Origin of the sequence: Sphingobacterium sp. UBA7625 (assembly GCF_002484085.1) — a bacterium.
Classification (GTDB): Bacteria; Bacteroidota; Bacteroidia; order Sphingobacteriales; family Sphingobacteriaceae; genus Sphingobacterium; species Sphingobacterium athyrii.
The window spans coordinates 215,949-230,211 of record NZ_DLJD01000014.1; the positions used below are offsets into that span (position 1 = coordinate 215,949).

The following is a 14,263-nucleotide window of genomic DNA, read 5'->3' on the forward strand; positions in this document are numbered from 1 at the left end:
TTAAATAGCATTCAGGTAGTCGTTTAATGACAGCTCTGTTTCAACCTGTAACTTTTTGCGCAATCTATACCGATGGATTTCTACTCCCCTAACGGTAATATTCTGCAATTGTGCGATTTGTTTTGATGTGAAATGTAGCTTCAGATAAGCACATACTTTCAAGTCATTACGGGACAATCCGGGATGTTTTTCCTTTAATTTATTCAAAAAACCATCATTAAGCTCATCAAAATGACTAGCAAATTGATTCCAATTGGCACTATTTTTTTCAATGTCTTTCAACAGGTTGTTGATACGCCTTAGGTTTGAATCCTCATCCTCCCCCGTATCGAGCTTAGATAGTTCATCTCGTACTTTAATTAATGCCCCCGAATTTTCAAGCAACTGCATACTTGTACTTGCCAGTTCTTTAGTCTTTGCCATCACTTCGTGCGCTAACTTCTCATTATTCAGCTTCACAATTTCCTTTTCATTTTTCTCGATTTCCAGCTGATGGATATAGCGCAGTTGCGCCAATTGTTGTTCGTGTTTCCGTTGTTGTTTGCGCTGTTCGATTTTCCGAAAACGAATCAACCCCAATACGCCAAGTATACAGAGCAAAAAATAGAACGCTTTTGCCCATACCGTTTTATACCAAGGCGGCAGCACCACAAAGCTATATTCCTCCACATTGGATTCCTGGTTGAGATTATTCCGTACCTTCACTAAGAACGTATATTGACCATTCTGCAAATTGGTGTATGACTTTTCTGACTGCTGGGTCCAGGAAGACCAATTCTCGTCATATCCCGACAGTTTATAACTAAACTCAAGATGTTGATGTATGCCATAACTTGGTGAGGAGAAGCTAAATCGGAAAGAATTGAAAACAGCGGGCAACTGTAGGACACTATCCTTTGCAGACGCTTGTCCCCGTTTTGAAGCATTTGAAAAAAAACCGCCAAAAATAAGGCTATCACCCTTCCCTGTTGCCACGATTCGCGATAGTATAACGACAGGTTTTACACTTTGTTTCAGGTATTTATCATAATTGATATGAAGCGCTCCTTTTTCTGCTCCTACATAGATATTATTTCGATCAAAACTATAGATATGCTCAAAGCCGGAGGTATTCATGCCTTCTATTTCTGGAAAATTAATCAGATGATAAGTTTCCTTTTTTGAATCAAATTGCCCCAGACCGACCGTTTTTTTTGTGCAAAACCACACATTCCCATCTTGGTCATCCCTTAGATAGCGTATGGTCAGATCTTTAAAGGCAGCAAATTGCTTGCTTGGCACAAATCGCTTCCTAGCATAGTCATAATTGTAAAGCCCTTTTTCGGTCGCAAAGACCACCTGATTTTTTATTTTAAACACATAATTCTGATAATCCGCGGGGAGTCCCTGTTTTTGCGTGTAGAGTTGAGCCTGATATGACTTTCTATCCTGTGAAAGTGTTATGCGATAGATCCCTCTGTAGGGATGAGAAGCCCATATTGTTCCATGTTCATCCTGTTCAAGAAACCGAAAAGAATCCGAGGGCCCATTGAGCGGGCCTCTGGAAGAGAAAACGCCATTATGAAAATGCAATAGCTCCAATCCCTGATAGGTTCCGACCAAGGTCTCTTCAATCGGATAAACCATATTTAGCGGAAGCAATTTCCACGTTCCAATCGCCCGGCTTAATGGTCTGATGGAATGTCCCAGGATCTGAAATAACCCTTTATTGTGTCCAAGCAGCAATTGGCCATTAAGCTGTTCAAGGCGCCATGCCTCTCCGCCGTCGCTCCCCTTAAGAAGGGAGAATACCGACGGTGAGCGGCTCTGATCTATCAGACCGTTTTTTATACCCGCATAATATACACCATTCGAGGAAGAGAGATAGAGTGTATGATTAAAGATCAGGGCAGAATATCCGGTCACATCATTCTCCATATTGGGTCTGAGATACCGAATGGCACTTCCATAACTTATCACAGAAATCACATTATCCGTACCGATCCATATATTCTTTTGTCGGTCCACGAAGACGGCGGTGACATTCTTATTTTGCAGACCTTCGCGGACACCGATCCGTTGTATGGTATTTCCAGCTAAGTTGCGTATGTGGCAACCTTCTTTTGCATTGCCGACAACAAAGGTTGAATCATCGATTTTCGCTAAGGACGGTGTGTAACTACCATCGCCATCTTGTGCATTCAATCGTGTCAATTTCATGTTTAATAACGCATATGTTTCGTTATTTAAGGTTGACAACAGCATACGATTTTTGCCAAAAGGCATCAATGAAGCGATTTTCACATCCTTAAAAGGCAAATCTTTTAGATAGGGAGTCCATTTATTATCACGAAACTCCAGCAAGCCATTCTTCTTATCCTGAGCATAGAGCATCCCCCCTGATTGCCCCATATAATACCATTCTACAGCCGCCGGGTGTACTTGAATCTTTTGTCCCTTTAATTCAAATATCACATTGGTCCCCCTAAAAAAGACCGATTGTCCTACACCAACCGTATTCCAGATGTCTGCAAAGTTCCTGTATTTTTCGGGAACTAAATCCTGCAATGACCGATAGACTAAACCCGATTGCGGTGAGCGTTCAAAATACCCAAAGTCACCTTGTCCACCAACATAAATTCGATCGTCGGCATCAATCCAGATCGAACGGATATTGGTGTGATTGGGCAGGGAAAATGTTTTCCAGTATCGTCCGTCAAAGGTCAGCAGCCCTTCGCTGTTACCAAAGTACATGATGCCATGACTATCCTGTTTGATATCCCAGGTACGGCTCCCACCTTGGTATATGGATTTACTATAATTGTAGACCAAAGGCAAGCCAAGCAAATCCTGAGCAAATAATGCATTTGAAAAAGCAGAAAATAGGATAAAAAAAAGGATGGCAAAACACTTCATAATAATTCCCTTCAATTGGCTGACGTAAACTTGACGTACCCCAAATATATTGAATTATAGCTGAAAAACCCAACATGAAGTAGTGTTGTAGTACCTTTAAAATTCATTAATCATATCTGTAAGGCTAATTTTGACTCTTGATAATTATAAACAATTCCTAAATTTCAATTCATTACACATGAAAAATAATATCAGTATTATTGCCGGTACTGTGCTGTTCTCCTGCCTAACGAATATGGTAAGTGCACAGAGCAGAACAATCAGTGGGCGGATTACAAACGAGCAGGGTAATCCTGTTGTCGCCAGTATCGTTGTACGGGGGAACTCCAAAATAGGTACAAGTAGCAATGAAAACGGGGAATTTACACTCGCCATTCCCGCCAACTTTAATGATGTCATCATCTCATCACTGGGATATGAAACGAAAACAGTACCCGTAAACGGAACTACGTTAACTATTCAACTCAAACAAAAAGGAGATTTCAATCTCGATGAAGTGGTTGTCGTGGGTTATGGTACGCAACGCAAGGGCGACCTAACTGCCCCTATTGGCACAGTAAATATGGAAGAAATGGTCAAACGTACCGTCTCCAATCCAATGGATGCGCTACAAGGCACAGTTGCGGGTGTGCAAATCGTAAGTTCGGGAGCACCGGGCTCATCACCCTCCGTTCGTGTCCGTGGGGTGGGTTCCTTTAATAATGAAACTCCGCTGTATGTTGTGGATGGAATGTTCATGGACAACATTGACTTTCTGAATCCAAATGATATCGCTGACATCTCTGTTTTAAAGGACGCTTCTGGTGCTGCAATTTATGGGGTACGTGCCGCAAATGGTGTGATTCTGGTAACCACAAAAAAAGGAAGCCTAAATATGAAATCAAAAATTACATATAATGGTTTCGCTGGTTTCCAAACACCGACAAATGTCCTCAAAATGGCCAATGCACAGCAATATGCAGCCTATGCGACAGCCATTGGTAATGAAGCCTTCGTAAAAAGTTCGGTGCAAAAGTTTGGCGGGACCGAGACTAATCCGGCGATGGACACCGATTGGTTCAACGAACTCCTGCGCTCCAAAGCCCTGATCACCAACCATAACCTCGACATCATGGGCGGATCCGATAAAATCACCTATTCCATGGGACTTAATTACGTCAAACAGGATGGAATTATGGATGCCAGCAATATGAACCAAAAATACAATATCCGCATGCAGGCGGATGCCAAAGTAACAGACTGGTTAAAGGCGGGTTTTAGCGCGCATTTCAATAACTTCAAAACCTACTCACCAAATAATGCCGCTTTTAGACAAGCTTATTTCGCCTCTCCGCTCTATCCTGTCTATGATCCTTCCCTGGAACTCGCCAAACCAGAGAAATTCGGCTCGAGTACTGCAATCGGCATGCAATCTGGCTTTTGGTACAACAATCCCATCGCAACAGCCTTTTACAATACAAACCAAACAAAGGGTTTCCAGATCCTGCCTACCATCTATCTGGAAGCAACATTGTGGAAGGATAAGATCACTTTTCGTTCGCAGCTCAGCCAAAGGTATCAGTCCACACACAATATAAATTATAATCCGGTCTATTATATTGACAATGATCAGCGCAATGACCGCTCCTTTTTACGGTCAGCACAGGCTCGTAATACCAATTATATTTTGGATAACCTCCTAACGTATAAAGATCAGGCAGGCAAGCACCACTGGTCCCTGCTATTAGGCCAGTCTTCACGTGAGGAACGTTGGCGCGAAACCTGGGTCCAAGCCAATGATGTACCTGCATCCGAGGAGTTTTGGTATGTCGGCGTAGATGCCCAAGGTACTGGTTCAGCCACTGGTTATGGCGAAAAAGGATCTCGGAATGCAGGAATATCGTACTTTACTAGAGGTACTTATGACTATGACAACAAGTATTTGCTGACTGCAACATTCCGCGCGGACGGAAGTTCAAAGTACCAAACGAAATGGGGTTATTTTCCATCAGTTGGTCTGGGCTGGGTATTGACACGCGAAAAGTTTATGGAAAACCAAAAGCTCTTCAATCAGTTAAAGCTCCGTGGAAGTTGGGGTAAATTGGGGAACGATGGTATCCAACCCAATGCAGGTTATGCAACGATCTATTCCGGCAACAACTACTCGGGTATATTTGGCAGCGAGGGAGCAACAAATGGCATCCGAGTTCCCGGATACCGCGTCGGCCGCTTTTTTACCCAAGTCCGCTGGGAAGTTGTTGAAGAATGGGATGGCGGTCTGGATTTTGCTATGTTGAACAACCGTTTGACAGGGTCAGTAGATTATTACCATCGCACGACAAATGATCTTGCCTTTAGCCGGCCTATCCCCTTTTCCTGGGATCGTGTCTATGGCAACTGGGGCAGTGTGACAAACAGTGGCTGGGAGATCGGTTTGCAATGGAAAGACAAGGTCGGTGACTTCGGGTATGCAATAGGCGGAAACCTGACCACACTAAAAAATCGGGTAAAGAATCTTGGCGGACTGGAAAATATCATGAATGGTTATCCGGAATGGTCAGCGGAATTCCCGGCACGTATAGAGCTTAATCAGCCCATCAACTTCTATTATGGCTATGAAGTCGCAGGGGTCTACCAAAACCAGGCTCAGATTGATACGGATCCTATCGCAAAAAAATACAACCAACAAAATCCAAATACACCGATTTTACCTGGATATCTTCAGTACAAGGATCAGAACAACAATGGTGAACTTGATGAAAAAGACCGCGTCAACCTGGGCAATTACCTTCCGACCATTACCTATGGATTTAACTTAGCATTTGATTATAAAAAATTTGATTTAAGTGTTGCTTTTCAGGGTGTAGCCGGCAACAAGATCCATAATCTTAATCGCGCGATGCGCCGAAAATATAATCAGATGAACGCAGATGCCGCATTCATCGAAAACCTATGGACCGGAGAAGGAAGTAGTAATACACATCCCTCCGCAAAAGGTTCCGTTGCATCCTGGAATCTTCAAGCCAGTTCCTTTTTTGTTGAAAGTGGAGCCTATCTACGGATACAGAACATACAATTGGGCTATAACTTTGATCTGAACAAAATACCGGTACGTGTATTTGCAACAGCCGACCGGCCTTTTATTTTCACCAAATACAATGGATTTACGCCAGAAATATCCGGAATGGGATTCGATGCCAATGTGTATCCGATCGCCTCTACGTATAGTCTAGGTGTCAAAGTATCGTTCTAACTATTAACCCTTTAATTTAAACTGCATGAAAACTTTTAAATATATCCTGATTGCAAGCTGTTTGGGCATTTCTTTCGGCCTATCGAGCTGTAGTAAATTTTTGGACAAGCCCTTAGAAAACCAGCAGCGTTCTGAGGAGATTGATTACAGCAATACGGCTTTAATGTATGGTCCTGTTTCCGGTGTATATCGTTCGGCTTCAGATGATAATCTGGTGCACTGGATTGACCTTTCCATTCGTTGTATGCGCGATGATGATTACCAACAGGCTGCACCGAATCCGAATGACAACCCCGAATTAATGGGTATCAAAAATTTCCAAAATGACGTCACAATTCAATCGTATTGGGGATTAAATCAATCTTGGATCAGTTATTACAGCCTTGTTATTGCAGCAAACAATGCATTGATCGAACTGGATAACTTCGCCGCAAAAATCCCCGCATCTAATTCAGCTGACATCAAACTCAATAAACAATACAAGGCCGAAGTCAGATTTCTAAGGGCATACGCCCATCTCATGGCATCACGTCTGTTTGGAAATGTACCTATTTTAATTGACAGCGATAATATCGGTCGCCTGGCCACAATCAATAAAAGTACAGCCGCAGAGGTTCGCCAATTTATCCTTGATGAAATGAATGCCTGTTCGGAGGATCTTGAAGATGCGCGTCCTAATCAGTCCAAGCACGTTGGTGCGGTAACACGATATTCCGCGCTTCTTTTAAAAGCGAAAGCCGCAGCAGATTTGGCGGGAAATGATAACGGAAGTACCTATTGGAACGAGGTCCTCGATGCCACAAACAAAATTATCGCAAGTGGCAAATTTTCCTTATACCCCAACTACTATGAGCTTTTTAAAATTCCGGGAAAACTGTCCAATGAATCTATCTTTGAACTGCAATACTCCGATTTTGGATTAGGAACCGGGGATATTGTTCGTCCCGGTGTTGATTGGGGAACGTTTTTCAAGTGGCAAGGTCCTTCAGGTGATCAAAAAGGAAGTCCTATTTCTGGTGCCGGCTGGGTCCCACCTTCACAGAATATCGTTGATTTCTTAACCAATAGAGGCGAAACCGAACGGCTAAAAACGACAATCTTATACTGCGGTATCAACGGCAACCCGGCAACTACGGCAACAACACCAAGCGGCGATGTTGTCTATGGGAATCCATTCGGTGTCAAATATTTCAACGGCAAAGCCTATCTTCCAAAATCACAGATGACGGCAGGTCGAATGGAATATGGGGCGAACAATAATGTGCGTATACTACGTTACGCGGATGTACTTTTATTAAATGCAGAGGCCAAAGTCAGAAAGGGACAAAATGGTGATGAGCCTTTTCGTCTGATCCGTGAACGTGCCAAACTAACAGCAATTACAAATGTCACTTTAAACCAGATTTTGGACGAACGCCGCGCCGAATTTGCCTGTGAATGGTGGGGCGAGCGTTTCAATGACCTGATCCGTACAGGACGGGCAAAAGAAGTATTCGGTGCAAAATTCACTCCCGGTGTAAGCGAGTTCCTCCCTATACCACAAACTCAAATAGATGCAAATCCTAACTTTCGATAAATGATGATAGCAGGAAGACTACTCGCTTTCCTATTGCTCAACCTTCTCTTCCTTCCCATCGGATGGGGACAGCAAGGGAAACCCGTTAAAACAACAATTACTAAGGTCGACGGTGGCTTTACAATCATGCGCAACGGGCAGCCCTACTTTATCAGAGGGGCGGGCGGAACAAGCAATATGGAACAATTAAAAGCGTATGGAGGCAACTCCATACGCACATGGAGCCCTTACCAAGCAGATGAAATCCTAAATAAAGCACAACAGCTGGGACTTACGGTAACCCTGGGTCTCGACGTGAAAACAGAACGGCATGGCTTCGATTACAATGACCCGGTGGCGGTTGCAGAACAAAAAGAATACCTGCGTACAGTGATTCTGAAATACAAAGATCATCCGGCCCTATTGGCTTGGGGAATCGGCAATGAACTCAACTTGCATTACAGTAATCCCAAGGTCTGGGATGCTGTCAATGGCATTGCCAAAATGATCCATGAATTAGATCCCAATCACTTGGTTACCACCATGCTCGCCGGTATAAATCAAAAGGAAATTGATTATATTAAAAGCAAATGTCCGGCATTGGACCTTCTTGCCGTGCAGGTGTATGGCGGACTTGCCTCCGTACCTGAACAATTGCAAAAAACAGGCTGGAACAAACCCTATATCGTGACAGAATGGGGCCCTACGGGCCATTGGGAAGGCCTACAAACACCTTGGGGTGCATCGATTGAAGAAACCAGCCACGAGAAAGCAGCCGTTTACAAAAGCCGATACGAAGCCTCCATCGGTCAGGACAAAAACTGTCTGGGCTCTTATGTCTTTCTGTGGGGACAGAAGCAGGAACGTACACCGACCTGGTATGGACTGTTCACCGAAGCTGGCGAAGAAAATGAGGTTGTCGATGTGATGCATTACCTCTGGTCGGGCAAATGGCCAGACAATCGGGCGCCACAGCTGGATTCCTTTTTGTTGGACAACAGGCAGGCAAAAGATTTCATCTATCTTGAATCTGGTAAAACCTATCCCGTGGAAGTCTTTGTACGGGATCCCGACGGGGATAAATTAAGGATACGCTGGGAACTTCTCCAGGAGAGCACTGACCTTAAAGAAGGTGGTGACCGTGAAGAACGGCCACAGGCGCTAGCCGGATTTATCAAAAATAGTGCGGATGACAAGGGTACATTAACTGCTCCTTCCAAAGAAGGTGCCTATCGGTTGTTTGTATATGCAAGCGATGGAAATAACAATGTTGCGACGGCAAATATCCCCTTTTATGTGAGATCAACTTTAAATAAGACCAGTGGCAGAGCCTATCACTTTTCGCCAGTGCCGATATGGTCTGATGAATTTAATTATTCGGGCTTACCGGATAAAAGTAAATGGTCCTACGATATCGGTTCCCTCTATGACGGCTGGGGAAACAATGAATTACAATATTATATGGAAGCTTCACGATCAAATTCCCTGGTGCAGGATGGCGTCCTGAAGATTACGGCGAAAAAGGAAAATAAAGGCGGTAAATCCTATACTTCCGCACGGCTGACAAGTAAGAATAAGGGGGATTTCACTTACGGCAGATTTGAGGCCCGGGCAAAACTACCACGAGGCCGTGGCACCTGGCCCGCTATCTGGCTGCTTCCTACCAATTGGAAATATGGTGACTGGCCCAATTCAGGGGAAATAGATATACTTGAACATGTTGGATACGATCAGGATGTGGTTCATATTTCTACACACACCCAAGCATACAATCATGGCATCAACACACAGAAAACAAGTAAAAAAAAGGTATCCGGCGTTTCCGACAGGTTTCATAACTATCGTATCGACTGGACTCCAGCCTACATCAAAGGATTTGTTGATGAACAGGAGATTTTCCACGTTGACAATGAAAACAAGAGTTTTAAAGAATGGCCCTTTGACCAGAATTTCCATTGGTTAATCAATTTGGCTGTCGGAGGCAACTGGGGTGGTAAAGAAGGTATCGACGACACAATATTTCCGGCAACATTTGAAATTGATTATGTCCGTGTCTATAATTTATTAGAATAAAATTTCATTTGGTCGCTCCCTTTTAAAACCCGAAACCGCTTGTCAGATCACCTCGGCAGGCGGTTTCGGCTTTAACAATGATTTCTTTCATGATATTTTTTGTTCAAAAGCAGAAAAAAGTAAGAAGTATTTATACTTTTGAATGCACAAACGGCGATCAGCTTTTCTGGCATCCATTTTTTGAGACGAGAGATCAGAAAAAGAACCATAGCTGTTGTAAATATTAAAAGGAGCCCTGAGCTAAAACACTTACTATGTACAATTTTAAAAACGACTATTCGGAAGGAGCCCATCCCCGCATTTTGGATAAACTCATTGCAACCAATCTGGTACAACAACTTGGATATGGAGAGGACGAGTATGCACAAGAGGCAAAAGCAGTTTTAAGAGAGAAATTGAATAATCCAGCCGCAACAATCCATTTCGTATCAGGAGGCACCCAAACGAACTTGTTGGTTATCTCATTCCTCCTCCGTGTCCATGAGGCCGTAATAAGTGCAAAAACAGGACATATTGCGGCAAATGAAACAGGTGCTATCGAGGCCACGGGGCACAAAGTGATTACGACTGAAACAGTAGATGGAAAATTAAGGCCCCAGGATATCGCTGAAGTATTAGCATCATATGCACTTGCTCCGCATGTGGTCAAGCCACGCATCGTCTATATTTCTAATTCAACAGAAATTGGCACAATTTACGGCAATGATGAAATCAAAGCTCTGTATCAATTCTGTCAGTCCCACCAGCTGTTACTTTATATGGACGGGGCACGGCTGGGGCATGCACTTACCGCGGAAAATAACGACTTAACGCTTGCGACAATCAGCCGGTATACCGATGTCTTTTATATTGGCGGTACTAAAAATGGTGCGCTTTTAGGTGAAGCCATTATCTTTAATAGACCCGAATTGGCGATCGATTTTGATTATGCGATCAAGCAAAAAGGCGCCATGTTGGCCAAAGGACGTATTCTTTCCATTCAGTTTTTAGAACTCTTTAAAGATGATCTGTATTTCGATCTGGCACGGAAAGCAAATACACTGGCGATGCGTATTGCCACGGCGGTCCGCGAAAAAGGCTATACTTTCCTAACACAGTCCACCACAAATCAGCTGTTCCCAATTCTACCCAAAAAAGTTATTGACCGCTTAAGCGCAGATTATCAATTCTATATTTGGAAAAATATCGATGCGGATTATGCCGCCATCCGACTCATCACTTCCTGGGCAACCGATGAGGAAAAAGTCATGGCCTTTATCAAGGATTTACAGGAGGTATAAAAACATAGGACTAAAATTCGTATTGGGATACGAATTTAGTACTCATAAAAAAACGCGCAAGACCTGTGTCCCTGCGCGTTTTTTTTTGCTTTTATGACGATTAATCTTTGGGCTCCAAGGCTCTCCACACGCCTGCAGCAACCGCAGCACCCACTAATGGTGCAACAATAAATAACCACAATTGCGATAATGCATTGCCGCCGGCAAGAATTGCCGGACCGAATGAACGGGCAGGATTAACCGAAGTACCTGTAACCGGTATGGCTACCAAATGGATTAACAGCAATGTAAATCCAATGGCTAAGCCCGCCATCGTACCGTTTCCTACCTTTGATGTTGTTGCCAGTATGACAAAAAGAAAGAGAAAAGTTAAAACGGCTTCAATCAAAAACGCCGAAATGGTACCATATTCATTTTGGTAACCTTTCCCCCATCCATTAGATCCATACGCCCATTCGCCAGCTGTAAAACCTCCTAATTGACCGCTTAAAATCTGTTGCAGCACAAATGCCCCCAAAAGTGCACCGATAAATTGTGCAATGATGTAAACGATTGCATCCTTGGCAGACATTCTCCCAGCCAATAGTACACCTACCGTCACCGCCGGATTAATGTGACAGCCAGAAATTCCGCCAATGGCATAGGCAAAGACCACAACCGATAGACCAAATGCCACTGAAATACCCAAGAGGCCTAGCCCTGAAAGCCCTCCCATGGTATTGGCTCCAGCAATAGCGGCTGCGCCACAACCAAAGAGTACCAAACCAAATGTTCCAATTAGTTCGGCTACAAATTTTGAAGATGTTTTAATTTCCATATGAACCTGTTTATAACTTAGTTAACTCTAATGTAATCATTTTCTATATAAAAAAAGAATAAGGAATAAATTATTGTAGAACAATATCTACATCCCTAGAAAACTGCGGCAGCTTTGTATTTTTAGTTACATAGCATATTGGCTTATATTATTAACAACCTGTCGCCTCTTCAACTTCCCGAATTAGCTCCTGAAGGATATCTCCGGTTGAACCTTCCCGATAGGGATGAATGGATTGTCCAACCCAAATACCGACGAAATCTGTATTTTCTTTTGCCTTTGCCGCCCTTCTTAAGGCATTGGTTAATTTATTTTGATAGGGATACGGTAAAATATAATCCGTTCCATCCACAGTTTTTATGAAAGTGTTTGTAATTGCTCTGGTAAACCTTCCAGAAAAACTCCGGGTCAATACAATATCTGATTCTTTCACCTGACTTAAATGTTGTTTCTCAAAATCAAGTAACGCACTTTCCCTGGATTTAAGCAATAAACTGCCCACCTGAAAACCTGCCGCCCCCAATTGCTTTGCGGCAAGCAACGTTCGGGCATTATATATCCCGCCAGCATAAATCAGTGGTTTGTCAACATGATCATGTACTTGCGACAACAAAGAAAGTCCGCCAATCCGCGGAATGGCGGTCGCATGGAAACTTCCACGATGTCCCCCAGCTTCCAGTCCCTGCACGCAAATAATATCGATACCTGATGCCTCCAGGATCAGCGCTTCAGCAACTGAGGTGCAAGTACCGATAAGAAGTGTATTATTTTCCTTTAATAAAGCTATGCTCGGCTCATCCAGATTGCCGAAAGTAAAGCTAACGATTTTGCACTCGCTTGCGATAATGGCCGAGATCTGTTCCCGATAATCCGTCAGATGAATGTCCTCAAACTTTGGCAGCTCCACCTCCAACCCATGCTGATGAGCCAGTGTCGCTATAAATGAACGAACTTTACTGTAGTGAGATCTTAGATTTTCGGATACCTCGGGTATGCTATTAACAAAGATATTAACGGCAAATGGCAGTGCGGTCAGCCTTTTTGTTGCTGCAATGGCAGCGATACATTTTTCGTAAGGTAAGTCTCCCAGTGCCAATGTCCCTAGTGCGCCGGCTGCTGAAGCTGCTGCAACCATCTCAGGCGTCGTCACCCCAAACATCGGTGCCTGTACAATCGGATATGCTGTGCCTAATAACGCTGTAATTTGAGTAGACCAATTCATGATGAAGTGATTTTTATGTCCAAAAGTTAAATCAGATAACTTTATGTGATTTCAAAACTAATTTAGCGCTTTTATTGGGCATTTTACAAGAATTAACCCCATTTATTCGATAGAATTTAAACCGGATAAAAAATTAATACCGTATATTTACATAGGAAATACAATTTTATGAAAATAGCTTTCTTCTCAACCAAACCTTACGATAAAGTCTTTTTTGAACGGGAAAATGAGACCTACGGTTTTCAATTCAGCTTTTATGAAACCCATCTTGGCCCTCATATTGTCAATGCAATTGAAAACGAAGAGGTTGTCTGTGTTTTCGTCAATGATAAGTTGAATCGACAGGTCATCGAAGTCCTTGCGCAGAAAGGCATAAAGTTGATTGCCCTGCGATGTGCAGGTTTCAATAATGTCGATCTGGCGGCCGCGAAAGAATTCGGTATCCAGGTCTGTCGTGTGCCAGCCTATTCTCCAGAAGCCGTTGCTGAACATACGATGGCCATGTTATTGACACTCAACCGAAAAACCCACAAAGCTTATAACCGTGTCCGTGAACAAAACTTTTCCTTAAATGGCTTGTTGGGCTTCAATATCCATCAGAAGAAGATTGGAGTTATCGGAACAGGTAAAATTGGGAAAGCATTTATTCGGATTGCCCAAGGCTTCGGTGCAGAGGTCATCGCCTTTGATTTGTATCCTGATCAGGACCTGATCAAAGCCGGTGTTCAATATACAAGTCTGGATCAGCTATTTAAGGACTCCGATATCATCTCATTGCATTGTCCGCTTACACCAGATAACCATTACCTCATCAATAAAGAATCACTGGCAAAAATGAAGGACGGGGTTACCATCATCAATACAAGCCGGGGCAATCTTATTCATACAAATGATGCCATTAGTGCATTGAAAGAGCATAAAATAGGATTATTGGGAATTGATGTGTATGAACAGGAAGAGAAACTATTTTTCAAAGATCTCTCCGCAACCATTATAGAAGATGACACCATCCAGTTATTGATGAGTTTTCCAAATGTTTTAGTAACGGCACATCAGGCTTTTTTCACAACGGAAGCACTCACCCAAATTTCTCAACGGACATTAAAGAGTATCGCTGACATCCTAGCCACCGGAACGACAGACAATGAAGTAATATTATAGCACGGTATCCGAGAAGATCATTAACGTT

General features: G+C 43.2%; 8 protein-coding genes. 5 read left to right on the top strand and 3 right to left on the bottom strand.

Annotated features, from left to right (window positions below):
- On the bottom strand, window positions 1-2,895 hold the full coding sequence (locus B4G94_RS05535; RefSeq protein ID WP_286857622.1) for a two-component regulator propeller domain-containing protein: 2,895 nt from the start codon (window positions 2,893-2,895) through the stop codon (window positions 1-3).
- Window positions 2,896-3,073: 178 nt separating this feature from the next.
- Here B4G94_RS05535 and B4G94_RS05540 point away from each other — a divergent pair, with 178 nt between their 5' ends.
- The 4 genes from B4G94_RS05540 (at window position 3,074) to B4G94_RS05555 (ending at window position 11,035) form a co-directional block, all read left to right on the top strand.
- The gene (locus B4G94_RS05540) at window positions 3,074-6,127 is read left to right on the top strand and encodes a SusC/RagA family TonB-linked outer membrane protein (protein WP_286857623.1); all 3,054 of its coding nucleotides are present in this window, start codon (window positions 3,074-3,076) and stop codon (window positions 6,125-6,127) included.
- 25 nt (window positions 6,128-6,152) lie between these two features.
- Complete coding sequence (locus B4G94_RS05545) at window positions 6,153-7,703, top strand: RagB/SusD family nutrient uptake outer membrane protein (RefSeq protein ID WP_286857624.1); 1,551 nt, start codon at window positions 6,153-6,155, stop codon at window positions 7,701-7,703.
- A complete protein-coding gene (locus tag B4G94_RS05550; protein ID WP_286857625.1) occupies window positions 7,704-9,755 on the top strand; it encodes a family 16 glycosylhydrolase in 2,052 nt (683 codons plus the stop codon). It abuts the gene before it with no gap.
- Window positions 9,756-10,009: 254 nt separating this feature from the next.
- Window positions 10,010-11,035 (top strand): threonine aldolase family protein, encoded by a 1,026-nt coding sequence (locus B4G94_RS05555; protein ID WP_165306673.1) that lies wholly within the window; start codon window positions 10,010-10,012, stop codon window positions 11,033-11,035.
- A gap of 100 nt (window positions 11,036-11,135) precedes the next feature.
- Here B4G94_RS05555 and B4G94_RS05560 read toward each other — a convergent pair whose 3' ends face one another.
- Both B4G94_RS05560 and B4G94_RS05565 read right to left on the bottom strand, forming a co-directional pair.
- Window positions 11,136-11,852 carry an MIP family channel protein gene (locus B4G94_RS05560; protein WP_286857626.1) on the bottom strand — a complete coding sequence of 239 codons (717 nt, stop codon included), beginning with the start codon at window positions 11,850-11,852 and terminating at the stop codon, window positions 11,136-11,138.
- Between the two features lie 151 nt (window positions 11,853-12,003).
- Window positions 12,004-13,074 carry an NAD(P)H-dependent flavin oxidoreductase gene (locus B4G94_RS05565; protein ID WP_286857629.1) on the bottom strand — a complete coding sequence of 357 codons (1,071 nt, stop codon included), beginning with the start codon at window positions 13,072-13,074 and terminating at the stop codon, window positions 12,004-12,006.
- Window positions 13,075-13,242: 168 nt separating this feature from the next.
- Between B4G94_RS05565 and B4G94_RS05570 the strand changes: the two genes are divergently transcribed.
- Window positions 13,243-14,235: a 2-hydroxyacid dehydrogenase gene (locus tag B4G94_RS05570; RefSeq protein ID WP_286857631.1), complete on the top strand. Its 993-nt coding sequence runs from the start codon at window positions 13,243-13,245 to the stop codon at window positions 14,233-14,235.
- Window positions 14,236-14,263 lie beyond the last annotated feature (28 nt).

Excerpts from the sequence above, each read along its gene's own strand:
- B4G94_RS05565 (WP_286857629.1), bottom strand. The coding sequence starts at position 13,074 with ATGAATTGGTCTACTCAAATTACAGCGTTATTAGGCACAGCATATCCG.
- B4G94_RS05550 (WP_286857625.1), top strand. The coding sequence starts at position 7,704 with ATGATGATAGCAGGAAGACTACTCGCTTTCCTATTGCTCAACCTTCTC.
- B4G94_RS05560 (WP_286857626.1), bottom strand. The coding sequence starts at position 11,852 with ATGGAAATTAAAACATCTTCAAAATTTGTAGCCGAACTAATTGGAACA.
- B4G94_RS05535 (WP_286857622.1), bottom strand. The coding sequence starts at position 2,895 with ATGAAGTGTTTTGCCATCCTTTTTTTTATCCTATTTTCTGCTTTTTCA.
- B4G94_RS05540 (WP_286857623.1), top strand. The coding sequence starts at position 3,074 with ATGAAAAATAATATCAGTATTATTGCCGGTACTGTGCTGTTCTCCTGC.
- B4G94_RS05555 (WP_165306673.1), top strand. The coding sequence starts at position 10,010 with ATGTACAATTTTAAAAACGACTATTCGGAAGGAGCCCATCCCCGCATT.
- B4G94_RS05570 (WP_286857631.1), top strand. The coding sequence starts at position 13,243 with ATGAAAATAGCTTTCTTCTCAACCAAACCTTACGATAAAGTCTTTTTT.
- B4G94_RS05545 (WP_286857624.1), top strand. The coding sequence starts at position 6,153 with ATGAAAACTTTTAAATATATCCTGATTGCAAGCTGTTTGGGCATTTCT.